We start from the raw sequence: 25,917 nt of genomic DNA, 5'->3' as shown, positions 1-25,917 counted from the left end.
ACCCCGAAGAGGAGACACGCCATGGAAAACGCATCGCTTCACGCCCGCATGCAGGCGCTCGGGCACAAGCTTCAGGCCGCCGAAGAGCGGCTGCGCAAAGAGGCGCATCTGCACCAGGATTCCACGCATCTGACGGCGAAGGAGCTGCGCGAGCGCTACCGCCATCTGCAGGCGCGGCTGAACAGCGAGGCCGCCGAAGAAGAGGCGCATGGCCACCACGTCGGCGACCTCGAACGCTCGGTGCAGCTCTGGCTCGATAGCATCGACACGAGCCACGTCTCGTCGAACTGAAACTCAAGCAAAGACTGAAAAGGAGACCGACATGTCTGAACTGATCGTCATCGGGTACGACACACCCGACAAGGCCGAAGAGGCCCGCGACGCGCTCATGACCATGGCGAAGGAATACCTCGTCGATGTCGCCGACGCGGTCGTCGCCGTCACCGAAGACAGCGGCAATATCAAGCTCAACCAGATGCTCAACGTCTGGACGGTCGGCGCCGCCGGCGGGGCCTTTTGGGGCCTTCTGGTGGGTATGCTGTTCTTCAACCCGCTCCTGGGCGTCGCCGTCGGCGCCGGAGCCGGGGCGCTTTCGGGCGCGCTGACTGACTATGGCATCAACGACGACTTCATGAAGGACGTCGCGGGCGTTCTGAAACCGGGCCAGGCGGCGCTGTTCATGATGGTGCGCACCGAAGCCTCCGACCGGGTCATCAACCGGCTTGGCGAGCATGGGGGCACGGTGCTGCGCACCAACCTCGATACCGATTCCGAAAACCACCTGCGCCGCGCTTTCGATGAGGCCCACAAAGAGGAAGTCGCCGCCGCGGCGCCGGAACAGGCATGACCGGCTTCGTCGTCGTCCAGCCGCTGCTGGCGCTGATCGCGGGGGTTCTGATCCTGATCTTCCCGAGGGTCCTGAACTACGTGATCGCCGCCTACCTGATCCTCTTCGGGCTGGCCGGATTGTTCCCGCATCTCTTCGGCGCCTGAGCGCCCCACGCAACCCGCTGCGGATCCCATGATCGGGGTCCGCCCTCGCCTATCCTGGGTCTGTCATGAAACACCTCAAGCTCCTCATCCTCGTCGCCGCCGTGGCCGCCATCGCATTCGGCATGTGGCTGTGGTGGCAGCACGAAAAGGTCCATCCCTCGACGGATGACGCCTATCTCAAGGCCAATGTGCTGACGATTGCGCCGCAGGTGCCCGGCAAGGTCGCCACCGTTGCCGTGTCGGAGAACCAGCATGTCGAGGCGGGCGATCTGCTGTTTCAGATCGACACCGGCGATCTGCAGGCCTCTGTGCAGGCCGCCCAGGCAAGCTACGATGCCGCCGTTCAACAGGCCAGCGCGGCGACGACCGACCTGTCTTCTGCCGCCGCTCAGGTCGACAGCGCCCAGGCCGCGCTCGCCCAGGCGCAAGACGCCTTCCAGCGCACCCAGACGCTGTTCAACCAGGGCGACGTGGCTCAGGCGGCGCTCGATCAGGCCACCACGGCACGCGATCAGGCGCAGGCCGGCCTCGACACCGCGCAAGCAACTCTGGCGGCCGCCCGCGAACGCACCGGGCCGCAGGGCAACGACAATCCTCAGGTGCGCGCGGCCGAGGCGCAGCTGACCCTGGCGCAGACCAACCTCGCCCGGGCAGAGGTGACGGCGCCCGTTTCGGGCTGGGTCGCGAACCTCGATCTTGTCCCGGGCGCGCTGGTGTCGCCGAACATGCCGCTGTTCTCGCTGGTTGAGGATGGCGATTGGTGGATCGACGCCAATTTCAAGGAAACCGACCTTGCCCGCCTGCGCCCCGGCCAGCCGGTGAGTATCGATATCGACATGTATCCGGGCCTGACGCTCGATGGCAGCATCGACAGCCTCGGGGCCGGCTCGGGCGCCGTCTTCTCGCTGCTGCCACCGCAGAACGCGAGCGGCAACTGGGTGAAGGTTACGCAGCGCTTTCCGGTGCGGATAAGCCTCGACAGCCGCCCGGAGGATGAAGCGATGCAGCTGCGCGTCGGCGCCAGCGCCAGCGTAACCGTCGACACCTCGGGGCTGGATGACGGGCAATGAGCGTCGCCGCCGACACCCCTGCCCCCTCCAGCCCTGCCCAGGCCGTGCGCTGGACCATCGTGCTGGCCGTGGTGCTGACGGCGGTGCTGGAGGTGCTCGACAGCACCATCGTCAACGTGGCGCTGCCGCAGATCCAGGCCGCCTTCGGCATCACCAACGACCAGACGGTGTGGATCCTGACCAGCTACATCGTGGCGTCGGTCGTAGTCATGCCGCTGACCGGCTTCTTCGTGCGGATGGTCGGGCGGCGGCGGCTGATCATCTCGGCCATCATCGGCTTCGCCACCTTCTCGATGCTCTGCGGCCTGTCCTGGAGCGTGGAGATCATGGTCGCCTGCCGGCTCGGGCAAGGCATCTTCGGCGCCTTCCTGATCCCCCTGTCGCAGTCGATCCTCTTCGACAGCTTCCCCAAGGAGAAACGCGGCCAGGCCATGGCCTTCTTCGGCCTCGGCGTCGTCGTGGCGCCGGTTCTAGGCCCGACCGTCGGGGCGCTCCTCACCGAGTATTTCTCGTGGCGCGCAGTGTTTTACGTGAACCTGCCCATCGCCGCCTTCGCGCTGACCATGATGACGGGTGAGCTGAAGTCAGAGGATACCAGGCGCATCAAGGTCGATTGGGTCGGCCTGGGGCTGATGATCGCGGCCATCGGCGCCCTGCAACTGATGCTCGACCTCGGCGAAAGCCGCGACTGGTTTGCCTCGCACCTGATCCAGATCGCAGCGGTCACGATGGTGGTCGGCGGCGTGGCCTTCGTCGCCCGGGGCATCGGCAAGGCCGACAACATCATCGACTTCTCGCTCTTCCGCGACCGCAGCTTCGCGGGCGCGAATGTGGCGATCCTCGGCTTCGGCGTGGCCATGTTCGGCTCCATCGCGATCCTGCCGCTCTTCGTTCAGGGCTTGCTCGGATACCCCGTGCTCGACGCCGGCAGGCTCTTCATCCCGCGCGGTATCGCGGGGGGCCTCTCGATGGTGCTCACCGGTTCGGTGCTCGTCACCCGCTTCGACCCCCGCAAGCTGCTGGCTCTGGGCCTTGTGCTGACCGGCACGGGCAACGTGCTGCTGGGGCAGCTCAACCTCGATGCGGGCTTCTGGAACCTCGCCTGGCCGGGCGTCGTGTCGGGCCTTGGCATGGGGCTGTTCTTCGTGCCGATGTCGACGCTGGCGTTCCAGAACATCGGGCCCGACCGGCAGGACGAAGCCTCGGGTATCTACGGCGTGACCCGCTCGCTCGGCTCGTCGGTAGGCATCGCGCTGGTCGGCTGGCAGGTCGCCAGCCGGATGCAGTTTCACTATGCCACGCTGGCATCTGGGATCACACCCTTCGACGCCGCCGCGCGCGGCTATCTGGCGCCCCTCGGGCTGGAGCCGAACTCGGTTCAGGGCGCAGCACAGATTGCCAGGCTGATCCAGCAACAGGCGAGCCTTCTGGCGTTTCAGGATGCGTTCTGGCTGACCGGTGTGGCGGCGTTCCTGATGCTGCCGGTGGTGTTTTTCCTTCAGCGCCCGAGCAGCGGGAAGGCCTCTCCTGCGATGTCGCACTGAGGGCTGGCTAGGTGGGGATTCTGAGAGGGGCGCGAGACGTCAGCGCGGCACGTCCTCTTGCCGTGCATGACGGTCATCGCGCCCTGAGGCGGCGCCTGTCTGACGCCCCCTGGCCGGGACGCGCCTCCGGAATATCCCGACGAAGACCCCAAGCATCAGGGCTATGACATGTCCGCCATCCGCAAGCGGTTCCGGCGCGGCGTAGAACTTCACCGTCACCAGCCCAAGGATCGCGACCAGCCAGAGCACCGCATTCCGCCGCGACGCCACGAGCACCCCGATCAGGCCGAAGCCACCCAATGACATGCCGACATCGGTAACCGCCACCAGGTGGTTGAGGCCAGGGATCAGCAGCACGATGCTCAGAAGCAGCAGCGTCGACGTCAGGTCGATCCCGAAGAACAGCGCGGCCGTCCGCCAGCTCCCCCACCGCCATTCCGCCATTCCCAGCACCACGCCCGCGAAGATAAGCTGCCGCAGCAGCATCGGCAGGTCGTGCGACAGGAAGGTGGCGGTCACGAACCTCAGCAGATCGCCGCTCCGCAACGCCTCTGCGCTGACGCCCCAGGCCGCCAGCACCGCCGGATCGATCTCCCCCGAGAACGTCCCGGCGAGGGAGTTTGTCACCAGCATCACCCCGAGAAACGACAGGGTGAACGGCACACGCCGAAGCACGCTGGCGACCGCCCGGACTGCCGGCCAATCAGGGTGCGACATGAACCGCGAAGCTGCCCAACAGCAGGAACAGCGCCATCACCAGCGCCAGCAGAAACACCTCGGCCGGGCCGTCGTCATCGGGAAGCCGCTCCTCAAGGTCGATCCGCCGGCGCACATGGCGCATCCTCAGCCAGGCGATCAGCACGACGGCGCCGCCCGATGCAAAAAGCAGATAGCTCGACCAGAGCGGCACCGGGCGGGTGCCCAGCCGGGCAGCCGCAAGGCCGAAGCCCACGATGGCAACAGCGGTGCGCACCCACGACAGGAACATCCGTTCATTGCTCGTATGGGTCTCGAAGTTGACGATCATCCGCAGCCCCTTTTTACTTCATGAGCCCGCGAAGGCCGCCGGAGACGAGCATATTGACCTCGTAAAGGATGCGCGGCGCCGCGAGCCCGCCCGGGCAGGCGAGGTAATTGGGCGACCAGACGGGATCGAACTTCTCCTTGTAGGCGCGCAGCCCCTCGAACCGGTAGAAATGCTCGCCGTGCTCGTAGACGAAGCCTCCGACCCGGTTCCAAAGCGGTGCGAGGTCGCGGTTCTCGACCCCGGCGAAGGGCGCGGCGCCGAGCGACATCCAGCGATAGCCCTCCGCCGCGCCCCAGAGCAGCAGCTCGGCGAACAGCGCGTCCATCGCGAAGTTCGGTGCGCTCGGCGAATAGCGCATGAGGTCGATCGACAATTCGTGCCGGCCCGCGCCCTCGAAGAGGTTGGCGAAGGCAACGATGCTGCCGCCGGGCTCCCGAAGAACCGCCACGTCGAAGTTGCGCATATAGTCTTCGGTGAAGGCGCCCAGGGAGAAGCCCTTCTCCTCCCCCTGCTTATGCGCAAGCCAGGCGTCGGAGATTTGTCGCAGTTCCGGCAGGATCGCTTCGGTCTCGGCACGCGGGACGATCTCGAAGACGAAGCCGTCCCGCGCGGCGCGGTTGCGCGCCTGCCGCAGCTCCTTGCGCTTCGAGCCGTCGAGTGTGAAGCCGTGCAGATCGACCCGCGCAACCTCGCCGATCTTCAGGATGGAGAGGCCGAGGTCGAGATAGGTGGGCAGGTAGGTTGGCGACACCGAGTAGAACGCCACCCGCTTGCCCGTTCTATAGGCCTTCTCACGCAGGGCCCAGACAAGGGCGCGCCCGGCCTTCACGTCGCCGACCGGGTCTCCCTTTGCGATGAGCGACTTGCCCGTGTCGGCATAGGCGATGAAGGCCGTCTCGTCGTCGGACACCAGGAACAGCTTGTCACCGGTCAGGGCAATATTGGCCTCGGTATCCTCGCTCTCGGCCACCAGCCGGCGCACGACGTCGGGGATGTCATGCGTCTCGCGCACCACGGGCCGGTGGCTGATCAGCGAATTCACTACGACCGCCGCCAGCACGATGGCAACGACAAGGCTGGCCCGCAGGAAGCGCGAGGCATCGCCGTTCCAGCTGAACTGCCACCAGAGCGAATTGCGGTAGTCGACATGATTGTACGCAAAGAGCCCCACCCAGAAGACCGCCGCCCCCAGTAGCAAAACGTTCAGGATCCAGCGCCTGTCCAGCCGGAAGAGCGAGACATCCTCGGCGCGGTAGAAGGCCGGGCGAAGCAGCGCCAGAAGCGCGAAGCTGGCGGTCATCGACAGGGCCTCGATCCAGTCGAGCCCCTTGGCCAGCGACACGACGAACCCCACCCCGATCAGCACCATGGCGAACAGCCAGGCGCGGTAGAGTTTGCGGTAGAGCCCGGCAGCAACGACGATCAGCAGCACACCGGCCAGGCTTCCGGCGAGATGCGATGCTTCGACCACTCCAAGCGGCAGAAGGTCGCGCAGAACCTCCAGCCGGGTGCTTTCGGCCGGCAGGTCGCCGGAAAGCAGCAGAACGACCCCCGCGAGCATGGCCAGCGCCGAGGCAAGGATCGGCACCACGGGCTTCATCGCGCGCCAGAGCACACCCGAGGTCGATTTGAGCCGCCCGCGATTGGCCATCGCCGCCGTGATCGCAAGGCCGGAGGCGGCGATCGAGAACGGCAGGACGGTGTAGATCAGGCGGTAGAGCAGCAGCGACGCCAGCACGTCCGAACGCCCCGAGGCCCCCAGCCCCGCGATGATGGTCGCCTCGAAAACGCCTAAGCCGCCCGGCGAATGGCTGAGGATGCCAAGGCCGACCGCGGCAAGATAGACAGCGGCGTAGAACGGCAGGTTCGGAACAAGGTCGGGCGGCAACAAAACGTAGAGCGTCAGGGCCGCGCCGGAGACATCGCAAAGCCCGGCCAGAGTAAGGCCGCCCGCCCGGAAAGGGCCCGGCAACTCGATGCTGTAGCTCCCCGACTTCACCCGCCGCTTACCCGTCGCGAGCCACAGCAGATAGGCGCCCAGGACAGCCAGCAGGGCAATCCCGAGTGACGTCTCAAGGGTCGGCGAGATGTCGACGACCGCGCTCAGCCCAGAGGGATGCAGCGTCAGCAAGGCACCGAAGGCCAGAACCAGCGCAGAGAGGAACCCCGACCAGGAAATCGCGATGATCGCGGTGATCGTGACCAGGTCGAGGCCGAATGCCGAATAGACCCGATACCGAACAGCCGTGCCGGTGAGATAGGACACCCCCAGAAGGCCGGAGACGGCATAGCCCGCGGCCCCTGTGACCAGAGGCACCGGGGCGGGCATCCGGCCGGGCGCGGCGGCCCGCATGGCGAGAAAGTCGTAGGCGGCGATACCCGTGAAGCTCATCACGGTGCAGCCCAGCGCCGCGAGAAGCGCGGCCGGGCGTGCCGCCCCAAGATCGGCCTTCACATCTGTCCACCGCACATGGCTGGCCAGCTTGTGCAGCACGATCACGGCAATGACGCCGATGACGAGCGGAATCGCGATCTTGAATGCCGGGTGCTCGATCACGCGCAGCACGCGCGGCAGGAGTGTCGGCGTCTTAACGTCGGCCATCGTTACCTTCCTTGAGAGGATCACTGGATCTGGAGGATGAAGGGAGAGGGACCGTGAGGTCCAGATACCGCCGCCCGGAAAGCCAGTCCCCAGACAGGATGGGCGGACGGAGTCTCGCCATGATCGGTGGCGTCACGCATGTCAGGCCGGGCCCTTCCCGAACCGCGCCAGCATCAAGAGCGACAGGCCGGTGGAGAGAAAGTTCAGCCCCATTATCAGGCCCAGCGTCCAGCTTGCCGTCCACGGCCAGCCGAACAGGATCACCCCGCCGGCGGCGAAGGAGCACAGCCCGCTGAACACCAGCCACCCCCAGTTCGACACATGCGCGCTGCTGCGCAGCCCGAACAGGATCGACAGGATCCCTTCGATCAGGAAGGACAGCATCATCAAGACAGTCAGCGCAGCGATCCCCGCGAGCGGGAACAGCACCAGCGCAAGCCCCGCCACGAACACTAGTCCGCAGGCCGCAAAGCCGTAGCGCCACTCCGGCGTGGGCCTGATGGCCCAGGAGAGCCAAAGGCCGACGGCGCCCCAGATCGTCAGCATCCAGGCCACGAGGATCTCGGCCCCGAAGGTGGCGATATGCGGCAGCAGAATGGCGAGGGCACCGATGGCGGCCATGACGATGCCGGCCAGTCTGAGGTTCCGCACATCGTAGAGCGCAGCCTCCGGCCGCGCCGATGCTTTCAGATTGGTGAGATACCGCTGCATTATGTTCATTCCCAAGTCTTCAGCCGGTCAGACCGGTGCAGCCTGGGGATAGAGGCGCGCCATCGCCGGAAACTCTCGCGAACCTTACATCCATGCAAAGAATGCTGTTTCGCTGGCACGGGCCTCCCGGTTCTCGTTAGATGAGCGCAGGAGACGGATGCCGATGAAGATCCTGCTAGCAGAAGACGATGCGAAGATTGCCGACTACATCGTCGCCGGCCTGTCCGAGAACGGCCACTCGGTCGACCATATCTCCGACGGGCGCGAGGCGCTGAGCTATTGCCTCTACAACGACTGCGACCTCGCAATCCTGGACCGCATGCTGCCCGGCATGGACGGGCTTTCGGTGCTCAAGGCGCTCAGAGCGTCGAGCAAGACGACCCCGGTCCTCTTCCTGACCGCGCTGGGGCAGGTCGAAGACCGTGTCGAGGGCCTCGCAGCCGGCGGCGACGATTACCTGACGAAGCCCTTCCACTTCTCCGAACTCGTCGCCCGGATCGACGCGATCGTCCGCCGCAGGTCTGAAAAGCAGGTGGAGCCTGTCCTGAGTGTTCACGACCTGACGCTCGACCTGCTCTCCCGCACCGCCAGGCGCGGGGGCACCGTGATCGAGCTGCACGCCAAGGAGTTCAGCATCCTGGAAATCCTGATGCGCAACGCAGGCCGGGTCGTGACCCGCACGCTGCTTCTGGAACGCGTCTGGAACTTCAATTTCGAGCCGAACACGACAGTTGTCGAAACCCATATGAGCCGCCTGCGCGCCAAGGTCGACAAGCCCTTCGGCACGCCCCTCATCCACACCGTTCGCAACACCGGGTATTCCATGCATGGACCGCGGTGACGTCCTCTCGGGCGCCGCGTTCTCGGCGGTTCTGCGGTCGGCCATCGTCTTTGTGGCGGTGCTGGTACTGTTTGGCTGGGCGGCGCTTTCCTACATCGAAAGCAGCCTGATCGCCGAGCTGGGCGACGACGTGCAGCAGCGCTGGAACATCATCGCCGCCGACCACGAGAACGAAGGCCCCGACCATGTGCTGCAGACCATCGAGAAGGTCTCGCGTCTGTCATCGAGCGGGCACCACGCGGTGGCGCTGTTCGGGACGGCCGACAATCTTATCGCCGGAAACGTCGAGACCCGGCCGGACGGCACCGGCCTGCAGGTCGGACCTCTCGACCATTCGGTCGCAGCGCCCGCAGGCACCGGCCATGACTACGTCTATTACGCCGGCCCCCTGGCCGGAAATATGCTCGTCGTCGGCCAGCGGCTGGACCTTCTGTACCACACGCAGGTTCTCATCTTCCGAACCCTCACCATCAGCGGCTTCGTCGTTGTCCTGACGATGCTGTCGGTCGGCTACTACCTCAGCAGCAAGAGCCTGCGGCGCCTGAGAGACATCGAAACCGCCCTGTCGCGCACCAGCGAGGGGGACATGGAGGTGCGTATCCCGGAGAATGGCGGCACGACGCAGATCGACCGCATTGCCCGGCAGATGAACCTTCACCTCGAACGGCTCTCGCGCATGGTCGCCACGACGCGCAACACCGCCGCCGCCGCCGCGCACGATCTGAAATCGCCTCTCGGCCGCGCCTATCTTTCCCTCGGCAAAGCCATCGAAAAGGTTGATGGCGGCGAGGCCCCCAACCACGAGCTCGCAGACACGCAGGACGAGCTGGAAAACATGCGCGTCATCTTCGACGCCTACCTGCAACTCTCGCGTATCGAAGCGGCCGGTGACGGGGTTCTGACGGCGGACGTCGACCTGAAGGAGCTGGCAGGCGAACTGGTCGAGACCTTTGCCCTGATCGCCGAGGATGCCGGCCAGAGCCTGTCGTTCGAGGCGGATGCGGCGGCGGACCATGTGATCCGGGGCGATGCCCAGATGCTTCAGCAGCTCATGGTGAACCTTCTGCAGAACGCGATCACCCATGGGGCGGAGGGCAACCGCATCACCGCGAGGCTCACCCATGGTGACGGGTGCATCCTGTTCACGGTGGCGGATAAGGGCCCCGGCATACCCGCGGACGCGATGGACCGGGTTTTCGAGCCGTTTCACCGGCTCGACCCCAGCCGGTCGAAGCCCGGAAGCGGCCTTGGCCTGGCGCTCGTCAGGGCGATTGCCGAGAAGCACCAGGGCCGCGTCGCGCTGAGAGACAACCAGCCGGGCCTCATCGTCGAGTTGACCTTCCCTGCTCTGGCACGCTAGCCAGCCAGGGAACGTTCGTGAGGGGCCAGGGACGCCCGCCCCACGCGCCCCGCCCTAGCTCCGCGAAATCTTGAACCGCGCGCGCTGCCGCCATGTCTCACCGGGGCGCAGCACCACGGGCGGATAGCTCGGGTTGTTCGGCGCGTCGGGCCACATCTGCGGCTCCAGCGCCAGCCCGGCGCGGCAGCCGTAGGGCCGGCCGGTCAGGCCCACATGTGGCGCCGTATCGATCAGGAATCCCTCGTAAACCTGCAGCCCCGGCATGTCGGCGCGAATGTCGAGCCGCAGCCCGCCCGCCTCCAGCGCCCCGGCATGGCGCAGGCCCTCGCCATCAATGCAGAGGTTGTGGTCGAGCGGCGCGTCGCCCCTCTGATGCACCGCCCGCCCCTGCCGGAAGTCGAAGCGCGTGCCCGCCACCGGCTCGGGCGCGCCCAGCGGGATCAGGTGATCGTCGACCGGCAGGTAATACTCGGCCGGCAAGGTCAGCACATGGCCCGAAAGATCGTCGCGCCCGTCGAGGTTCCAGTAGGAATGATGCGCGAAGGCGCAGAGCGTCGGTGCGTCGGTTTCCGCCTCGATATCCAGCGACAGCCCGTCGTCGCCCACCGCCAGATAGGCGGTGACATCGAGATTGCCGGGAAAGCCCCCCTCGCCATCGGGCATGCGCAGGGTGAGCGTGACATGGCTCTCGCCCAGCTCGGCAATGCGCCAGTTCTTCTCGCCCGCCCCGAAGGGCCCGCCATGCAGCGTGGCATGCGGCTCGTTGCGGTCGAGCTGCAGCAGCTCGCCATCCAGCTCCGCCTCGCCCCGGTCGATGCGGTTGGCGACGCGGCCCACGAGCGCGCCGAAATAGAGCATCGGGCCGAGATAGGCATCCAGCTCCTCCGCGCCCAGCACCAGCGGGTGATCCACGCCCTCCAGCCGCAGATCCTGCAGCGTTGCGCCCCAGCTCAGCACCCTGGCCGTCAGCCCGCCGCCGCGGATGGTGACGCGTTCGACATCACCGCCATCCGGCGCCCGCCCGAAATGTTCTCTCATGCCGCCCTCTCCTCGCGTTCGCCTTGCCCCTGCCCGGCCGCGCCATAGTGTGGGGCAAAGCCCCAGCGGCAAGGAAAGGATATCTCATGCTCAATGTGAAAATCGTTATCGGCAGCACCCGCCCCACCCGCAAAGGCCCCGCCGTGGCCGAATGGGTGCATCGCGTCGCGAAGGGCCGCGGTGACATCGAGGCCGAGCTTGTCGACCTCGCCTACTTCGACCTGCCGCTCCTCGACGAGCCGAACCACCCGGCCATGCACGACTACCAGCACGAGCACACCCGCGCCTGGTCGGACAAAATGAAAGAGGCCGACGCCGTCGTCTTCGTCACGCCGGAATATGATTTCTTCGCCCCCGCCAGCCTGGTCAACGCGCTGCAATGCCTCTCGACCGAATGGAACCGCAAGGTCGCGGGCGTCGTCTGCTACGGCGGCGTCTCGGGCGGCCTGCGCGCGGCGCAGGAGCTGCGGACGCTGATCGCCAATCAGGGTATGATGCCGCTCAAGCAAACCGTCCCCGTCCCGTTCTTCGGCAAGCTCATCGACAACGGCACGCTCAAGGCCAACGAGGAGATGGACAAGGGCCTCACCGGCATGTTCGACGAGCTCGTCCTTTGGGCCGACGCGCTGAAGACGATGCGGGGCTAAGCCCGCCCCTCCTCGCTTTTCTTTAAATATCCTCGGGGGGTCCGGGGGGCAGACAGCCCCCCGGCCTCTCCACCCTACTCAGAGGTAGGAGTTGACGAGGTTCTCCAGCCGCTCCTGCCGGCCCGAGCGCGGCTCGGGGTTCACGCCATCGGCGCGCACCTTGGCCTCGATCGCTTCCAGATCCATGTCCAGCCACGGCGCATCGTTCCAGCCGGCGTAGCGGGCGGCGCGGGCCTCTTCGAGCTTGCCGTCCTCCAGCATCGCCGCGGCCGCCTTCAGGCCGCGGGCGCAGACATCCATGGCGCCGACATGGCCGAGGATCAGGTCTTCGGGGTCGAGCGACTGGCGGCGGAGCTTGGCGTCGAAGTTGGTGCCGCCGGTGTTGAAGCCACCGGCTTTCAGCACCTCGTAATAGGCCAGCGCCACTTCCGGCACGTTGGTCGGGAACTGGTCGGTATCCCAGCCGGACTGGTAGTCGTTCTTGTTCATGTCGATCGAGCCGAGGATGCCGAGGCTCGCCGCCATCGCCAGCTCATGCTCGAAGCTGTGGCCGGCGAGGATGGCATGGCCCTGCTCGATGTTCATCTGCACCTCGCCCTCGAGGCCGAACTCCTTGAGGAAGCCGTAGACCGTGGCGACGTCGTAATCGTACTGGTGCTTCGACGGCTCCTGCGGCTTCGGCTCGACGAGGATCGCGCCCTTGAAGCCGATCTTGTGCTTGTAGTCGACGACCATCTGCAGCATCCGCCCGGCCTGCTTGCGCTCCTGCGCGAGGTCGGTGTTGAGCAGCGTCTCGTAGCCTTCGCGCCCGCCCCAGAGCACGTAGTTCTGCCCGCCGAGCTTGTGCGTGACGTCCATGCAACCCTTGATGGTGGCGGCGGACCAGGCGAACACATCCGGATCGGGGTTGGTCGCGGCGCCCGACATGAAGCGGCGGTGCGTGAAGAGGTTGGCGGTGCCCCAGAGCAGGTTCGTGCCCGTCTCTTCCATCTTGCCGGCGAAGACGTCGGCAATGGCGTCGAGGTTCGACTGGTTCTCGGCGAAGGTCTCGCCCTCCGGCCGCACGTCGAGGTCATGGAAGCAGAAGAACGGCGCGCCGAGGATGCGGAACATCTCGAAGGCGACATCGGCCTTCATCTTGGCAGCGTCCATGCTGTCGCCCCACCACGGGCGGTCGAAGGTGCGCCCGCCGAAGGGGTCGCCGCCCTCCCAGGCGAAGCTGTGCCAGTAGGCGATGGAGAAGCGCAGGTGGTCGGCCATGCGCTTGCCCATGAGCATCTCGTCGGGGTTGTAATGCTTGAAGGCGAATTCGTTGGTGCTGTCCGGCCCCTCGAACTTGATCTCGGGGATGCCCTTGAAGAAATCGGTCATGTTGGTCCTCGTCACTGATGGTCAGACGCTGCGGATCGCACCGTAGGCGGCGCGGTAGCGGTCATGGGTGTCCTTGAAGGCCTGGGTCAGCCCGGCCTCGGGCTCGATGGTGCGGGCAATGGCCGGCGGGGTGGCGATCTCGGTGCCGGCGCCGGTGGCGGCCATGAGGCCGAGCCGCGCGGCGCCGTAGGCCCCGCCGAAATCGCCGGCCTCGGGCAGCTCGACGGGCATGTCGAGCGCGGTGGCGATGGCCTTCAGCCAGTAGTCGGAGCGCGAGCCGCCGCCGACGGCGATGAGCCGGTCGATGGCGGTGCCGGTGCCCTTCAGCGCCTCGGCGCAATCGGCGAGCGCGAAGGTCACGCCCTCCAGCACCGCGCGGGTCAGCGCGGCGCGGTCGGCGCCGTGATCTAGCCCGAGGAAGGCGCCGCGCACCTTGGCGTCGTTATGGGGCGTCCGCTCGCCGCCGAGATACGGCAGGAAGAGCGTGCGGCCGGGGGACTTGAGCTCGCCGAGGCTGCCCGTCAGCTCCGAGGCCGGGGCGCCTGCGATGCCGGCGAACCAGTTCAGCGAGTCCGCCGCCGACAGGATCACCCCCATCTGGTGCCATGTGCCGGGCAGCGCATGGCAGAAGGTGTGCACGGCGCTGGCGGCGTCGGGCTGGTAGGCGTCGGAGGCGGCGAAGAGCACGCCCGAGGTGCCGAGGGAGACGAAGGCCTGCCCCGCTTTCACCACGCCCATGCCCACGGCAGAGGCCGCGTTGTCGCCCCCGCCCCCGGCCACGACGACGCCGGCCGGGATGCCGTATTTCGCCGCCAGCTCACCGCGGAGCGTGCCGGAGACCTCCGAGCCCTCGACCAGCCGCGGCATGTGTGCGCGGGAGAGGTCGGTGGCGGCCAGAAGCTCGTCGGCCCAGTCGCGGGTCTCGACGTTGAGCCAGGCGGTGCCGGCGGCGTCGGACATTTCGCCCACGTAGTCGCCGGTCAGCCAGAGGCGCAGGTAATCCTTCGGCAGCAGCACCTTGGCGACCTTTGCGAAGATCTCCGGCTCGTGGCGCTTCACCCAAGCCAGCTTCGGCGCGGTGAAGCCGGGGAAGACGATGTTGCCCGTCAGCTTGCGGAAGGCGGGGTTGGCATCCAGCTCCGCCGCCTCGTCCGCCGAGCGGGTATCGTTCCACAGGATGCAGGGCCGCAGCACCTTGTCGGCGCTGTCCAGCAGGGTCGCGCCGTGCATCTGGCCCGAGAGGCCGATGCCCTTCAGGCCCGACAGGTCCGCCTTGGCGCCAAGCTCGGCGAACACCGCCTCTGCCGCGGCGATCCAGCTTTCGGGGGCCTGCTCCGACCAGCCGTCGTGGGGGCGTTCGTTGGTCAGGGGCGCGGTGGCTTCGGCCACCACGCGCTGATCGTCATCAAGCAGGATGCCCTTGAGGCCGGACGTGCCGAGATCGAGGCCGAGATACATGTGAGGCCCTTTCGAAAATCAGAATTACAAGGCGGATCAGGCCGCCAGATGCTCCGGCTTCTTGCCGAGGATGATCATGGCGAGGAGGTCGTCTTCGCTCACCTTGTCCACATCGACCGTGCCGACGAGCTCGCCGTTCTTCATCACCGACGCCCGGTCGCAGAGCTGCTTCACGGCGTGCACGTCGTGGTCGATGAGGAAGATGCCGAGGCCGTCCTTCTTCAGCTCGGTGATCAGGTCGGCGACCATCTGCGTCTCCTGGGGCCCGAGCGCCGCGGTGGGCTCGTCCATGATGAGGATGCGGGCGTTGAAATAGACGGCCCGCGCGATGGCGACCGACTGGCGCTGACCGCCCGAGAGGGCCGAGACCGGGTCCTTGAACTTTTTGAAGTTCGGGTTGAGCCGGTGCATGATCTTGCGCGTCTCGGCCTCCATGGCCGCGTCGTTGACGAGGCCGAGGCCGGTCGTCAGCTCGCGCCCGAGGAAGAGGTTCGAGGCGGCATCGAGGTTATCGGCCAGCGCGAGCGTCTGGTAGATCGTTTCGATGTTGTAGCCGCGCGCATCGCGCGGGTTGTTGATCACCGCCTTCTCGCCGTTGACGAAGACGTCGCCCGAGTCCTGCTTGTAGGCGCCCGAGAGGCACTTGATGAGCGTGGACTTGCCCGCGCCGTTGTGCCCGAGCAGGCCGTGGACCTCCCCCGGATAAAGATCGACGCTGACATCGTCGACGGCATGGACGCCGCCGAAGGAGATGCGGATGTTCTTCAGTTCGACGAGCGGTGTGCCGCTGCGATTGACCTCGGACATCATTTGCCTCCCCAGCGCTTGCGATACATGATGTCGACCCAGACGGCGAAGACGAGCACGCCGCCGACCACGATGTTCTGGAACGGCGCGTCGACGCCGACCATGCCCATCCCCGATTGCAGCGACTGCATGATCAGCGCGCCGAGGATGGCGCCGTAGATCGTGCCGAGACCGCCCGAAAGCGCGGTGCCCCCGATGACGGCGGCGGCGATGACGCGCAGCTCGTCGAGCGTGCCGATGTCGTTGGTGTGGAAGGTCAGGCGCGCCGAGGCCACGACAGCGGATAGGCCGCAGAGGAAGCCCATGATCGCGAAGACCTTCACGGTCAGCATCTTGGTGTTGATGCCCGACAGCTCCGCCGCATCGGGGTTGCCGCCGGTGGCGAAGATGTAGCGGCCAAGCCGCGTCTTGCGGGCGATGATCGTCATCACCACGGCGACAAGCGCCAGGATCATCACCGAGATCGGCAGGCCATGGCCTTGTGTATAGCCCTCGGGCAGCACCTCGCCGCGCGCCTCGAACAGGCGCTCCAGCTTGCCCTGCGGCACGAGGTAGGAATTCAGCACCCACACGAAGGCGAGGATGGCGGCGATGAAGACGATGCCGAGCGCCACTTCGGCCCACATGGGCTTCACCGGGAATTCATGCTCGATCTTGCTGCGCCGTGCCGACCAGAGCGCCCAGATGGCGGCGACACAGGCGATGGCGCCGACGATCCAGCTGACCGTGGTGCCGAGCGTGCCCTCGGCCCCGCCAAAGAGCAGGAAGTTGGCGTTGAGCGGGCCGATCGTCTGACCGTCGGTGATGTACCAGCCGACGTTGCGCCAGACGAGCAGGCCGCCGAGCGTGACGATGAAGGCCGGAATGCCCTGATAGCCAACGAGCCAGCCGTTGAAGGCGCCGATAATGGTGCCCACGACGAGGCCGGCGATGATGGTGATCGGGGCGATCCAGAAAGAATCGAACCCGCCCAGCATCTCGGGCAGCCAGCGCGCCTGCATCATGCCCATTACGGCAGAGCAAAGCGCCAGGATGGCGCCGACCGACAGGTCGATATGGCGGGTGACGATGATGAAGACCATGCCGGTCGCCATGATGGCGACGCTGACCGTCTGGATCGTCAGGTTGAAGATGTTGCGGGCCGACAGGAAGCGCCCGTCGGTGAAAATCGAAAAGGCGATGCAGATCAGCACGAAGGCGCCGATCATGCCCAGCAGCCGGGTGTCGATCTCAAGGGTCTGAAGCAGGCTCCGCCGCTTCGGGGCGGGGGCAGTGCTGCCCGATGTCGTGTCGCTCATGGGAAAGACGGCCTTCGGCGAAGTGGAGGGCGCCCCGGCAAGTCCCGGGGCGCCCGTTGGCGCTTGGTGCTAGAGCCTCAAGAGGCTCAGTTGCAGGGCGACGGGCCGTCCGTCACGCCCTGGCAGAGCTCTTCCTGGCTGATCCAGCCGGCATCGACGATGGTGTCGAGGTTGTCGGCGGTGATCGGAACCGGGGCAAGGAACTCGGCCCACATCGTGGTGCCGGCCGGGGAGGTCCACTCCTCGGCGCCCTCGATGGCGGACATCTCGGTGCCCTGGGCGAGCTGCACGGCGATCTCGCCGGCGGCGCGGCCGAGGTCACGGCTGTCTTTCCAGACGGTGACGGTCTGGGTGCCTTGGGCCACGCGGTTCAGCGCGGCGAAGTCGGCGTCCTGACCAGAGACGGGGATACCGTCCATGCCCTGGGCGGCAAGAGCCGCCACGGCGCCGCCGGCGGTGCCGTCGTTGGAGGCCACGACCGCGTCGACGTTGTTGTCGTTCTCGGTCAGGATCTGCTCCATGTTGCGCTGCGCGTTGGCCGGAACCCAGCCATCGGTATAGGCTTCACCGACGATGGTGATCGCACCGCTGTCGATGGCGTCCTGCAGCACTTCCTGCTGGCCGCCGCGAAGGAAGTCGGCGTTCGGGTCGGTCGGCGAGCCCTTGATCATGACATAGTTGCCTTCCGGCGCCGCTTCGAGAACGGCGCGGGCCTGCATACGGCCGACTTCGACGTTGTCGAAGGTCAGGTAGAAGGCGCGGTCGTCTTCGATGAGACGGTCATAGGCGATGACCGGAATGCCCTCGTCGGCGGCGGCCTGCACGGCCGGGATAACGGCCTGCGTGTCCTGCGCCAGAACGATCAGCGCGTCGACGCCCTGCGCCATCAGGCTCTCGATGTCGGAGAGCTGCTTGGACGACGAGGATTGCGCGTCGGTCGACACATACGTGGCGCCGGCGGCCTCGAGCGCGGCCATGATGGCGGCTTCGTCGGTTTTCCAGCGCTCTTCCTGAAAGTTCGACCAGCTCACACCGACCGTCAGGTCTTGCGCCAGAGCGGACGTGGAAAAGCCAACCGTCGCAACGACGGCGGCGACTAGTGCGTTACGCATAGGTACCTCCCTATCTTCACCACGCCCGTTCTCGAGCCGGTGGCGAGCCTTACGACTCTGCGCCGACAGCATGACTTCTTTTATTCGCCTGTCAAAGAATATTTTTGCGCCCAGCGAACAAAAATTGCCTCTTCCAATCAATCGGATGCCTTCTAAGATGCAGACAATGAACGGGAGGGGCCTGAGCGGCCCAATAAGTCGTACGGGATGAAGTATATGGAGGAGGTCTTCCCCGCAGGGGATGCCGACGAGGGCGCATCTGCCGCGGCCCCCGCCGCCGTCGAGCCGTCGGGCTGCGGCCCGCTGGTTAGCGCGCCCTCGTCTGGCGAGACCAAGGCCCTGCGCCAGCTGGTGTTCGAGCATGTGCGCGCCTCGGGCCGGGCCGCCCGGGCCGATGTCGTACGCGCGCTCGGCATCTCTGCCGGCTCGGTCACCACGCTCACCTCCGATCTCATTGCGCAGGGCAATCTGCGCGAGGTCACCGACGCGCCGCGCGAGCGGCTGGAAATGGGCCGTGGCCGCCCTCCCGTAGCGCTGGAGGTGGTGGGCGGCGCCCACCATGTCGTCGGCATCAAGCTCGGGGACGAGCGTCACACCGCCGTGCTCGCCGATTTCGCCGGCACGATCCGCGCCGAGGTTGCCGTCGCGGCCAGCGCCGCGCGCAAGGCTATGCCAGAGATGATCGCCGAGATCGGCCGCCTGGTGGAGCGGCTGCTGGCGGAGACGGGCGTGCGCCCCGGCGACATCTCCGCCGCCGGCATCGGCCTGCCCGGCATGGTTGACCATCACGCCGGCACCATCCCCTGGTCGCCGGTGATGACGGGCCGCGATCTGCCGCTCGCCGCCGCCTTTGAAGAACGTTTCGGCGTGCGCACCTATATCGACAACGATGCCAACATGCTCACCCTGGCCGAGCTGTGGTTCGGCGCCGGGCGCAACACGCAGGATTTCCTCGTTGTCACCATCGAGGGCGGCGTGGGCATGGGCGCGGTCATCGGCGGCCGGCTCTGGCGCGGCACCCGCGGCATGGGGCTGGAGCTCGGCCACACCAAGGTGCAGATCGACGGCGCCCTCTGCCGCTGCGGCAAGCGCGGCTGCCTTGAGGCCTATGTCGCCGACTATGCCCTCGCCCGTGAGGCGCGCACCGCGCTCGGCATGTCGTCTCGCGACCCGGTCGACGTGCACATGCTGCTGGAGGATCTCTTCGCCGAGGCCAAGGCCGGCAATGCCGCGGCCCGGTCGATCTTCAACCGCGCCGGCAAGATCCTCTCGCTCGGGCTCAGCAATGTGCTGCAGCTCTTCGACCCCGAGCTGGTCATCCTGTCGGGCGAGCGCATGCAATACGATTATCTCTATGCGGACGAGATGCTGGCCGAGCTGCATCGCCAGGTGCTCGATTCCGGCCGCCCCCCCGCCGATGTGCAGATACACGCCTGGGGCGATCTGGTCTGGGCGCGCGGCGCCACGGCTCTGGCGCTCGACAAGGTCACCGACCGCGTGATCGGCACGGCCGCCGCATGATCCCCACCCTTCGTGAGGCCGCCGCACCAGGCGCCATCGCCCGCCCCCATCGCCCCGCCCCAATCTCTCGCTTTTCTCAAAATATCCCGGGGGGGCCGCAGGCGGGGGGCCGCGCCCCCCTCCGCACTCTCCTGCCGGTCCTTGCGCTCACCATCCTCGCCCTGCCCGCCACTGCCGACCCGCTTTTCGAGCCCCATTCGGCCGACATCCCCGCGCACGAATATACCGGCGGCTGGGAGCATTTCGTCGGCGGCGGCGCCGCGGTCTTCGACTGCAACGGCGATGCCCTGCCGGAGATCGTCGCCGCCGGCGGCACCTCCCCCATGCTGCTCCTGCGCAACGAGGGCGGCTTCGCCTTCACCCCTGCCCCCTTCCCCGAGATCACCGGCAGCACCGGCGCCTACCCGCTGGATGTTAACGGCGACGGCGCGCTGGACCTCTTCGTCCTGCGCGTCGGCCCCGACCGGCTGCTCCTCGGCGACGGCGCCTGCGGCTTCACCGAGGCCACCGGCCAGGACACCATCCCGGCCGAAGACCGCTGGTCCACCGCCTTCACCGCCTGGTGGGAGGGCGACGGCCCCCCCACCCTCGCCATCGGCCACTATGTCGACCGCGCCGATCCGTCCGGCCCCTTCGAGGCCTGCGACGGCAACGTCATCCTGCGCCCCTCCCCCTCCGGCTACGTCTCCGAGCCGCTGGAGCCGGGCTTCTGCGCCCTCTCCATCCTCGCCGCCCGTGATGCCCGTCGCCGCCTCGGCCTCCGCCTCTCCAACGACCGGCACTATTACGTGCGCGGCGGCTACGAGCAGATGTGGGACATCGATGAGGGCCGGTTCCTCACCGAGGAGGATGGCTGGCCCACCGTCTCCCTCTGGGGCATGGGCATCGCCTCCCGCGACCTCGACGGCGACGGGCGCGACGAGGTGATGCTCACCTCGATGGGCGATCAGCTCCTGCAGCTCGCCGGGCCCGACGGCGCCTATCGCGCCGCGCCCTATTCCATCGGCACCTATGCCCAGCGCCCCTATCTGGGCGACGACGGCCGCCCCTCCACCGGCTGGCATGCCGAATGGGGCGATGTCGACAATGACGGGCGCGACGATCTCTTCATCGCCAAGGGCAATGTCGACCAGATGCCCAGCAACGCCATCCACGACCCCAACAATCTGCTGATGCAGGGGGAGGACGGCACCTTCACCGAAACCGGCCTGGTCGCCGGCATCGCCACGACCGACCGCTCCCGCGGCGCGGCTTTGGCCGATCTCGACGGAGACGGCCGGCTCGACCTGGTGGTCGTCAACCGCCGCGCCCCGCTGGAACTCTACCGCAACGTGACGGAGGGCACGGGCCACTGGCTTGCCATCGACCTCTCCCAGCCCGGCGGCAACAGCCGCGCCATCGGCGCCGAGATCGTGGTGGAAACGGAGGACGGCCAGCGCCACACCCGCCAGGTCACCATCGGCGGCGGCCATGCCGGCGGTGAGGCCGTACCGCAGCACTTCGGCCTGGGCGAAGCAGAGGCGGCCAGCGTTACGGTGACTTGGCCCGACGGCACGGTCAGCGAGGCCGAGGTCGGGGTGGATGCGGTGGTGTCTCTGGCGCATCCTTGAAGCCAAGGGGTCGCGTCTCTCTCCAGTCGGAACCATCCAGCCTGCACCAGCTGAGCGAGACCCGCCCACTTACTGGCCCGCGCTGACCAAGCGCGGGCCGCCCCCGACCCGCCCCCCGGGCGGGCGCATGGCGATGATGCTCGCAGCAGGCCGGTCGTCCGATGCTTCAGGGATAAATCGGTCAGCTTGAGCGGCGCGTCCGCCCACTCACGGGTCGGGCGCGACCCTTGCACCAGGCATCGAGTGTCGGCCAAGGGGAACTGACGCAAAAGTGGCACCCCACCACCCCGCCCCTAGGGCATCGGCACATTCAGCCCGCTCGGCACCGTCTCTGGGATGCCCAGCCGCCCCGTCTCCGCCACCGGATCGGTCAGCGTGCCCAGAAACGCCACGAGCGCCTCGATATCGGCCTCGCTCAGCTCCACCGGCGGCACCTCCACCGCAGCTTCGATGGCCGCCCGGTCCTCGTCGGTGTCCATGATGGCCCAGTCGCTCACGCCCAGCTCCGGCAGCAGCGCCTCGGCGCGGTCATAGGCCTCCATTCCCGCCACCGGGTCGACGTGGAAGGCGAGGTAGCCCTCCAGCGTCCGGAAGGCACCGGCATGGCCATAAGGCTCGGTCAGCGCCACGTTGCGCAGCGAGGGGGTGCGGAAGGCATACATGTCCTCCGCCCGGCCGGTCACCTCGGCCCTCCCCTCGTCGCGGTCGTGTTGCTCGAAGCGGGCGCCCTTGCCGGGGCCGATCTGCACGTCGCCCATGGCGTGGAAATCGTGATCGGTCAGGAACGGCCCCGCGTGGCAGCCGCTGCAGCCGCCCCGCCCGTAGAAGATCTCCGCCCCCTCGGCGGCGCGCCCCTCCAGCTCCGCCTCTCCCTTCAGCCAGGCGTCGAACGGCGCGGTGTCGGAGCGGAATTCGAAGGCCATGAAGGCGGCGATGGCGTTGGAGATCTCCTGGTAGGTGATGTCCTCCGGCGCAGTCACCCTCTCCGGATAGACCGCCTCGAACCGCTCCGCATAGGCGGGGATCGCCGCCACCCGCCGCGCCAGCAGGTCCCACGCGCCGCCCTCGCCGGTGAAGAGGCCCATCCGCACGGCCTGAGAGACATCGCTCTCCTGATAATGCCCCGCCATCTCGTCGGGCGAGACCACGGGGAACATCGCTTGCGTCGAGAGCATCGAGGTCAGCCCATCGAGCATCTCGTCTTCCAGCGGCGTGCGCATGCCATGCGCATGGCCCTCGTCGAGCTCGACGCGCCCGTCCATGAACATGGCGCGGTATTGCAGGGCCGAGACGTTCCACAACCCCTGCGCGTTCCGCGGCACCCGCTCCTCGGGCATGTTTTCCGGGTCGGCCACCCGCTCCGGCCCAAGGCCGATGCCGCCATCGCCGAGGCCGAGCGACAGCCCGTCGGAGGTGCCGAAGGCGGGGTGGTGGCAGGTGACGCAGGCCACCTCCTTCCCACCCGAGAGGATGGGATCGTAGAAGAGCAGCTGCCCGAGTTCGGCCTCGGCCCTGTCGACGGGCGGGAAATCCGCGTCGGTCAGCGGGGCGGGCAGGCCCTCGGGCCGGCCCTGGGCCAGCGCGGCGGCGGCGAGGCCCGCCAGCAGGGCGGCGGCGCTCGCGCGCGTGATGGATTTATGCGGCATGGGCTCCTCCAGCTCCTCCGGCTGGCGCGCAACATGGACCGGTGCGGCCGGTTAGAAAAGGGGCTGCCGCGGGCATCGACGCGAGCGGAGGGGTTTGACGACTCGGAGAACGGGGGTGTAGAACAAAAAGAGAACAAACCTGATGTGAGTCCCCCTTGCCTTGGCCCGCTGCCACGATCGCCAATGCATCACAGAGCTCCGCTTCCGCCTCTCCGGGCGAGGAGCGCCGGCCTGCCGATGCCCCCTCCCCTCCGAGCGGCGCCCCCCTTCGGGCCATCCCGGCAGAGAGCGGACCGGGCTGGCCCCGGCCGGGCGGCCACACCATGCGCTCCCTCCGCTCGCCCTCCCCCCGTTCAGCCCCGGAGGAGCGCGCCGCCCCCTCTCCCTCGCCGCTGGCAGGCCGGGCGCCGAGCCTCGCCGAGGTCTTCGCCTCGGATGCGGCGGATGCGGCGGCTCCCGGCTTCGTGCTGGCGCATCTGGCGCCCGGGCCGGTGCTCTGGGTGCAGGACAGGCTCAGCCGCCGCGAGGCGGGGCGGATGATGCTCGCCGGGCTCGGGCCGGGGGTGGAGCTCTTCGTACTCACCGTCTCTCGGCCCGCGGATGTGCTGCGCGCGATGGAGGAGGGGCTGGCCTGCCCCTCGCTCTCAGCCGTGGTGGGCGAGATCTGGGGCGAGGCGCCGGTGCTCTCCTTCACGGCAACCAAGCGGCTGGCGATGCGGGCCGAGGGCGAAAAGGTGCCGGCCTGGCTGATCCGACGGGCGGCGCGGGCCGATCTGTCGGCGGCGCGCAGCCGCTGGCGCCTCGCCTCGCTGCCCTCCTTCGCCGCCCCGCCGGACCTGCAGGCTCCGGCAGCGCCCACCTGGCGCGCCGGCCTCTTCCGCGCCCGCTGGCGGGTGCCGGCGGACTGGGTGGTCACGCATGAGACTGCGCTCGCCTTCCGCCACGAGGCGCCCTTCAACGAGGCGGCCTGGGGCCTCACCCCGCCCGGCGACGCGCCCGAGGGCGAGCCTCCCGCCCCGCCGGTGGAGCGCCCGGCGCCCGTCACCAACGTCGTTCAACTGGCCCTGCGGCGCTGAAGGGGGGCTGTCTGCCCCCCTCTTGGCCTTTGGCCAATTCACCCCCCGAGGATTTTTTCGGAGCAAAGACAGCAAGGCAGCCTGCCTCGGCAAGGAGACAGGCTGCCCGACGGTGGCCCGTCTTCGCTCACAACCGGCCGCGTCCCCGCTCCGGCTGCCCACCCATCCTGCCCCGAAAGTGGTTAAGAGCTCGTTACCGGCGCGCGCCCCCCGTCACACCGCCCGCCGCCGCGCCAACCTCGATCCTCAGCCGAGCGCGGCCCGCCGCCCTCCCCCTGTCTTTGCTCCTGCAAAATCCTCGGGGGGGCCGCCAACGGCGGCGGGGGGCAGACAGCCCCCCTCCCCGGCCCGCCTGCCCTCCCTGCCCCCGGGCCAGGGCTCCCCCGGCCGCGAAGCAGCGCCGCGGCCATGAGCGTGCCGGGTCCCTCCGCGGCCCGGCGCCTCCTCTCGCTCAGCCTGCCCGGCTTCGCCATCGAGCGGCATCTGCGCGAGGCGGAGCGGCAGGGCGAGGCGGGCGGCGGCGCGGCGGGGGCCGAGCTGCCGCTGGTGCTGATGGTCGAGGGGCGGCACGGGCCGGTCGTCGAGGCGGCGACGCGGGCGGCGCTCCTTGGCGGCGTGCAGCCCGGCATGCGCGTCGTCGATGCGCGCGCCCTCCTGCCCGAGCTCAAGGTCGCCTATGCCGACCGGGGCGGCGATGCCGCCGCTCTCGCCCGGCTGATGCGCTGGTCGCGGCGCTGGAGCCCGTGGACGGCGATCGACACCAGCGCCGGCGAGACGGCGCCGCCCGGCTCCGCCGCGCTGATCCTCGACACGACGGGCTGCGATCATCTCTTCGGCGGCGAGGCCGCGATGCTGGCGGGCATCGAGGCGGAGCTCGCCGGGCTCGGCCTCTCGGCCCGCCTCGCCATCGCGCCCAGCCGCGGCGCCGCCTGGGCGCTGGCGCGCTTCGGCCCCGTCCGCGCGCGCTGCGGGATGGGCGATCTCGCCGCCAGCCTCGCGCCCCTGCCCGTCCGCGCCCTGCGGCTGGAGGAGGAGGTGCTGACGCTGCTGCACCGGCTCGGCCTCAAGACCATCGGCGATCTCGCCGCCCTGCCGCGCCTCTCGCTCGCCCGCCGCTTCGGGCGCGAGCCCCTCTCGCGCAACCCGCTCCTGCGGCTCGATCAGGCCATGGGCCGCAGCGACGAGCCAATCGACGCGCCGGACGAGCCGCCGCGCTTTCTCGCCCGCCGCCGCCTCGCCGAGCCGGTGATGGACCCGCTGCCCATGATCCCCGCCCTGGCCGAGGAGCTGGCCGCGAGCCTTGCCGCTGCCGGCTTCGGCGCGCGGCGGCTGGTGCTGACCATCTTCCGCACCGATGGCGAGACGGCCGGCGCCGCCGTGACCACCGCCCGCGCCAGCCGCGACGCCGCGCATCTGGCGCGGCTCTTCGATGGCAAGCTCGACCGGCTCGACCCGGGCTTCGGCTTCGACTGCCTCACGCTGGCCGCGCCGCGGGTGGAGCGCATCGCCCAGCGCCAGCAGCGCCTCGATGCCCGGCGGGCGGAGGGGGAGGAGCTGGCGGCGCTGGTCGACCGCCTCTCCGCCCGCTTCGGCGCCCATAACCTCACCCGCCCCCGCCCGGTGGAGAGCCATGTGCCCGAGCGGGCCGAAGAGGCGCCCCCCGCCATCGCCGGTCGGCCCGAGCCGGCGACACCGCCGGCCCCGCCCCGCGCCGCGCCCCGGCCTCTCCGCCTCTTCGAGCCGGCCGAGGAGGTGCGCGTGATCCATGCTGTGCCCGAGGGCCCGCCGGCGCAGTTCATCTGGCGGCGCGTCACCCACCGCGTCACCCGCTTCTCGGGGCCAGAAAGGATCGCCCCCGAATGGTGGCAGGACAGCCCCGGCACCCGCCTGCGCGACTACTGGCGCATTGAAGATCACCAGGGCCGCCGCTTCTGGCTCTACCGCGAGGGGATCGAGGGCGACCGCCGCGGCGGCCCGCCACGCTGGTACGTGCACGGGGCCTTCGCATGAGGGGGCTCTCTGCTCGCCGCCCCCTCACCTTCCCCTCGGAAGGGCCGCGCCCGACCCGTGGGGGGGCGGACACCACGCCGGGGCTGCGCGGTTTATCCCCGAAGCCCCGGACGACGGCCCGGCTGCGCATGACAGCGCCATGCGCCCGCCCGTGGGGCGGGTCGGGCGCGGCCCA

23 protein-coding genes are annotated in these 25,917 nt (G+C 68.3%); 12 read left to right on the top strand and 11 right to left on the bottom strand.

Annotated elements, in window-relative coordinates; all coding sequences use genetic code 11:
• Positions 1–21: 21 nt before the first annotated feature.
• From ACXN5S_RS09750 to ACXN5S_RS09730, 5 genes are all read left to right on the top strand, one after another.
• Complete coding sequence (locus ACXN5S_RS09750; protein ID WP_458605238.1) at positions 22–291, top strand: 3-ketoacyl-ACP reductase; 270 nt, start codon at positions 22–24, stop codon at positions 289–291.
• Between the two features lie 31 nt (positions 292–322).
• Entirely contained in the window at positions 323–847 is a 525-nt protein-coding gene (locus ACXN5S_RS09745; protein WP_458605237.1) for a DUF1269 domain-containing protein, read from the top strand.
• Positions 844–993, top strand: a complete 150-nt coding sequence (locus tag ACXN5S_RS09740; protein WP_458605236.1) for a DUF3096 domain-containing protein — start codon at positions 844–846, stop codon at positions 991–993. Before ACXN5S_RS09745 ends, ACXN5S_RS09740 begins: the two co-directional genes overlap by 4 nt.
• A 65-nt stretch (positions 994–1,058) precedes the next feature.
• Positions 1,059–2,063, top strand: coding sequence for an HlyD family secretion protein (locus tag ACXN5S_RS09735; protein ID WP_458605235.1), 1,005 nt, complete (start codon positions 1,059–1,061; stop codon positions 2,061–2,063).
• Positions 2,060–3,607 (top strand): DHA2 family efflux MFS transporter permease subunit, encoded by a 1,548-nt coding sequence (locus ACXN5S_RS09730; protein ID WP_458605234.1) that lies wholly within the window; start codon positions 2,060–2,062, stop codon positions 3,605–3,607. Before ACXN5S_RS09735 ends, ACXN5S_RS09730 begins: the two co-directional genes overlap by 4 nt.
• A gap of 39 nt (positions 3,608–3,646) precedes the next feature.
• On the opposite strand, the gene ACXN5S_RS09725 is transcribed toward ACXN5S_RS09730, so the two are convergent.
• The 4 genes from ACXN5S_RS09725 to ACXN5S_RS09710 all read right to left on the bottom strand — a co-directional run bounded on the left by ACXN5S_RS09725 (position 3,647) and on the right by ACXN5S_RS09710 (position 7,956).
• Positions 3,647–4,270 carry a hypothetical protein gene (locus ACXN5S_RS09725; RefSeq protein WP_458605233.1) on the bottom strand — a complete coding sequence of 208 codons (624 nt, stop codon included), beginning with the start codon at positions 4,268–4,270 and terminating at the stop codon, positions 3,647–3,649.
• 40 nt (positions 4,271–4,310) lie between these two features.
• A complete protein-coding gene (locus ACXN5S_RS09720; RefSeq protein WP_458605232.1) occupies positions 4,311–4,634 on the bottom strand; it encodes a YidH family protein in 324 nt (107 codons plus the stop codon).
• Between the two features lie 13 nt (positions 4,635–4,647).
• Entirely contained in the window at positions 4,648–7,236 is a 2,589-nt protein-coding gene (mprF, locus tag ACXN5S_RS09715) for a bifunctional lysylphosphatidylglycerol flippase/synthetase MprF (RefSeq protein ID WP_458605231.1), read from the bottom strand.
• A 141-nt stretch (positions 7,237–7,377) separates the two neighbouring features.
• On the bottom strand, positions 7,378–7,956 hold the full coding sequence (locus ACXN5S_RS09710) for an HdeD family acid-resistance protein (protein ID WP_458605230.1): 579 nt from the start codon (positions 7,954–7,956) through the stop codon (positions 7,378–7,380).
• 154 nt (positions 7,957–8,110) lie between these two features.
• On the opposite strand from ACXN5S_RS09710, the gene ACXN5S_RS09705 reads away from it, so the two are divergent.
• Both ACXN5S_RS09705 and ACXN5S_RS09700 read left to right on the top strand, forming a co-directional pair.
• On the top strand, positions 8,111–8,788 hold the full coding sequence (locus ACXN5S_RS09705) for a response regulator (RefSeq protein ID WP_458605229.1): 678 nt from the start codon (positions 8,111–8,113) through the stop codon (positions 8,786–8,788).
• Positions 8,775–10,148, top strand: coding sequence for a sensor histidine kinase (locus tag ACXN5S_RS09700; protein ID WP_458605228.1), 1,374 nt, complete (start codon positions 8,775–8,777; stop codon positions 10,146–10,148). The genes ACXN5S_RS09705 and ACXN5S_RS09700 overlap by 14 nt, the downstream gene beginning before the upstream one ends.
• A 54-nt stretch (positions 10,149–10,202) precedes the next feature.
• On the opposite strand, the gene ACXN5S_RS09695 is transcribed toward ACXN5S_RS09700, so the two are convergent.
• Entirely contained in the window at positions 10,203–11,186 is a 984-nt protein-coding gene (locus ACXN5S_RS09695) for an aldose epimerase family protein (protein ID WP_458605227.1), read from the bottom strand.
• An 86-nt stretch (positions 11,187–11,272) separates the two neighbouring features.
• Between ACXN5S_RS09695 and ACXN5S_RS09690 the strand changes: the two genes are divergently transcribed.
• Complete coding sequence (locus tag ACXN5S_RS09690; protein WP_458605226.1) at positions 11,273–11,833, top strand: NADPH-dependent FMN reductase; 561 nt, start codon at positions 11,273–11,275, stop codon at positions 11,831–11,833.
• A 78-nt stretch (positions 11,834–11,911) separates the two neighbouring features.
• On the opposite strand, the gene xylA is transcribed toward ACXN5S_RS09690, so the two are convergent.
• The 5 genes from xylA to xylF all read right to left on the bottom strand — a co-directional run bounded on the left by xylA (position 11,912) and on the right by xylF (position 17,879).
• Entirely contained in the window at positions 11,912–13,204 is a 1,293-nt protein-coding gene (gene xylA, locus ACXN5S_RS09685) for a xylose isomerase (RefSeq protein ID WP_458605225.1), read from the bottom strand.
• Between the two features lie 21 nt (positions 13,205–13,225).
• Positions 13,226–14,662 (bottom strand): xylulokinase, encoded by a 1,437-nt coding sequence (gene xylB, locus ACXN5S_RS09680; RefSeq protein ID WP_458605224.1) that lies wholly within the window; start codon positions 14,660–14,662, stop codon positions 13,226–13,228.
• A 36-nt stretch (positions 14,663–14,698) separates the two neighbouring features.
• Entirely contained in the window at positions 14,699–15,469 is a 771-nt protein-coding gene (locus tag ACXN5S_RS09675; protein WP_458605223.1) for an ATP-binding cassette domain-containing protein, read from the bottom strand.
• A complete protein-coding gene (locus tag ACXN5S_RS09670; protein WP_458605222.1) occupies positions 15,469–16,767 on the bottom strand; it encodes a sugar ABC transporter permease in 1,299 nt (432 codons plus the stop codon). The genes ACXN5S_RS09675 and ACXN5S_RS09670 overlap by 1 nt, the downstream gene beginning before the upstream one ends.
• Before the next feature lie 86 nt (positions 16,768–16,853).
• Complete coding sequence (gene xylF, locus ACXN5S_RS09665) at positions 16,854–17,879, bottom strand: D-xylose ABC transporter substrate-binding protein (RefSeq protein ID WP_458605221.1); 1,026 nt, start codon at positions 17,877–17,879, stop codon at positions 16,854–16,856.
• Positions 17,880–18,095: 216 nt separating this feature from the next.
• Between xylF and ACXN5S_RS09660 the strand changes: the two genes are divergently transcribed.
• Entirely contained in the window at positions 18,096–19,400 is a 1,305-nt protein-coding gene (locus ACXN5S_RS09660) for an ROK family protein (protein WP_458605220.1), read from the top strand.
• Complete coding sequence (locus ACXN5S_RS09655) at positions 19,397–21,010, top strand: CRTAC1 family protein (protein ID WP_458605219.1); 1,614 nt, start codon at positions 19,397–19,399, stop codon at positions 21,008–21,010. The genes ACXN5S_RS09660 and ACXN5S_RS09655 overlap by 4 nt, the downstream gene beginning before the upstream one ends.
• 293 nt (positions 21,011–21,303) lie before the next feature.
• Here ACXN5S_RS09655 and ACXN5S_RS09650 read toward each other — a convergent pair whose 3' ends face one another.
• Entirely contained in the window at positions 21,304–22,656 is a 1,353-nt protein-coding gene (locus tag ACXN5S_RS09650; protein ID WP_458605218.1) for a cytochrome-c peroxidase, read from the bottom strand.
• Between the two features lie 323 nt (positions 22,657–22,979).
• Here ACXN5S_RS09650 and ACXN5S_RS09645 point away from each other — a divergent pair, with 323 nt between their 5' ends.
• Together ACXN5S_RS09645 and ACXN5S_RS09640 are read left to right on the top strand one after the other, a co-directional pair.
• Complete coding sequence (locus tag ACXN5S_RS09645; RefSeq protein WP_458605217.1) at positions 22,980–23,732, top strand: hypothetical protein; 753 nt, start codon at positions 22,980–22,982, stop codon at positions 23,730–23,732.
• 408 nt (positions 23,733–24,140) lie between these two features.
• Positions 24,141–25,742, top strand: a complete 1,602-nt coding sequence (locus ACXN5S_RS09640) for a Y-family DNA polymerase (RefSeq protein WP_458605216.1) — start codon at positions 24,141–24,143, stop codon at positions 25,740–25,742.
• Positions 25,743–25,917: the final 175 nt, after the last annotated feature.

Source organism: Pseudoroseicyclus sp. H15 (assembly GCF_054353345.1).
The sequence above is the reverse complement of the archived record's forward strand: the minus strand, read 5'-3'. Positions and strand labels throughout refer to the sequence as shown.

Coding starts and splice junctions, on each gene's coding strand:
- ACXN5S_RS09750 (WP_458605238.1), top strand. CDS start 22: ATGGAAAACGCATCGCTTCACGCCCGCATGCAGGCGCTCGGGCACAAG.
- ACXN5S_RS09745 (WP_458605237.1), top strand. CDS start 323: ATGTCTGAACTGATCGTCATCGGGTACGACACACCCGACAAGGCCGAA.
- ACXN5S_RS09740 (WP_458605236.1), top strand. CDS start 844: ATGACCGGCTTCGTCGTCGTCCAGCCGCTGCTGGCGCTGATCGCGGGG.
- ACXN5S_RS09735 (WP_458605235.1), top strand. CDS start 1,059: ATGAAACACCTCAAGCTCCTCATCCTCGTCGCCGCCGTGGCCGCCATC.
- ACXN5S_RS09730 (WP_458605234.1), top strand. CDS start 2,060: ATGAGCGTCGCCGCCGACACCCCTGCCCCCTCCAGCCCTGCCCAGGCC.
- ACXN5S_RS09720 (WP_458605232.1), bottom strand. CDS start 4,634: ATGATCGTCAACTTCGAGACCCATACGAGCAATGAACGGATGTTCCTG.
- mprF (WP_458605231.1), bottom strand. CDS start 7,236: ATGGCCGACGTTAAGACGCCGACACTCCTGCCGCGCGTGCTGCGCGTG.
- ACXN5S_RS09710 (WP_458605230.1), bottom strand. CDS start 7,956: ATGAACATAATGCAGCGGTATCTCACCAATCTGAAAGCATCGGCGCGG.
- ACXN5S_RS09705 (WP_458605229.1), top strand. CDS start 8,111: ATGAAGATCCTGCTAGCAGAAGACGATGCGAAGATTGCCGACTACATC.
- ACXN5S_RS09700 (WP_458605228.1), top strand. CDS start 8,775: ATGGACCGCGGTGACGTCCTCTCGGGCGCCGCGTTCTCGGCGGTTCTG.
- ACXN5S_RS09695 (WP_458605227.1), bottom strand. CDS start 11,186: ATGAGAGAACATTTCGGGCGGGCGCCGGATGGCGGTGATGTCGAACGC.
- ACXN5S_RS09690 (WP_458605226.1), top strand. CDS start 11,273: ATGCTCAATGTGAAAATCGTTATCGGCAGCACCCGCCCCACCCGCAAA.
- xylA (WP_458605225.1), bottom strand. CDS start 13,204: ATGACCGATTTCTTCAAGGGCATCCCCGAGATCAAGTTCGAGGGGCCG.
- xylB (WP_458605224.1), bottom strand. CDS start 14,662: ATGTATCTCGGCCTCGATCTCGGCACGTCCGGCCTCAAGGGCATCCTG.
- ACXN5S_RS09675 (WP_458605223.1), bottom strand. CDS start 15,469: ATGTCCGAGGTCAATCGCAGCGGCACACCGCTCGTCGAACTGAAGAAC.
- ACXN5S_RS09670 (WP_458605222.1), bottom strand. CDS start 16,767: ATGAGCGACACGACATCGGGCAGCACTGCCCCCGCCCCGAAGCGGCGG.
- xylF (WP_458605221.1), bottom strand. CDS start 17,879: ATGCGTAACGCACTAGTCGCCGCCGTCGTTGCGACGGTTGGCTTTTCC.
- ACXN5S_RS09660 (WP_458605220.1), top strand. CDS start 18,096: ATGGAGGAGGTCTTCCCCGCAGGGGATGCCGACGAGGGCGCATCTGCC.
- ACXN5S_RS09655 (WP_458605219.1), top strand. CDS start 19,397: ATGATCCCCACCCTTCGTGAGGCCGCCGCACCAGGCGCCATCGCCCGC.
- ACXN5S_RS09650 (WP_458605218.1), bottom strand. CDS start 22,656: ATGCCGCATAAATCCATCACGCGCGCGAGCGCCGCCGCCCTGCTGGCG.
- ACXN5S_RS09645 (WP_458605217.1), top strand. CDS start 22,980: ATGCGCTCCCTCCGCTCGCCCTCCCCCCGTTCAGCCCCGGAGGAGCGC.
- ACXN5S_RS09640 (WP_458605216.1), top strand. CDS start 24,141: ATGAGCGTGCCGGGTCCCTCCGCGGCCCGGCGCCTCCTCTCGCTCAGC.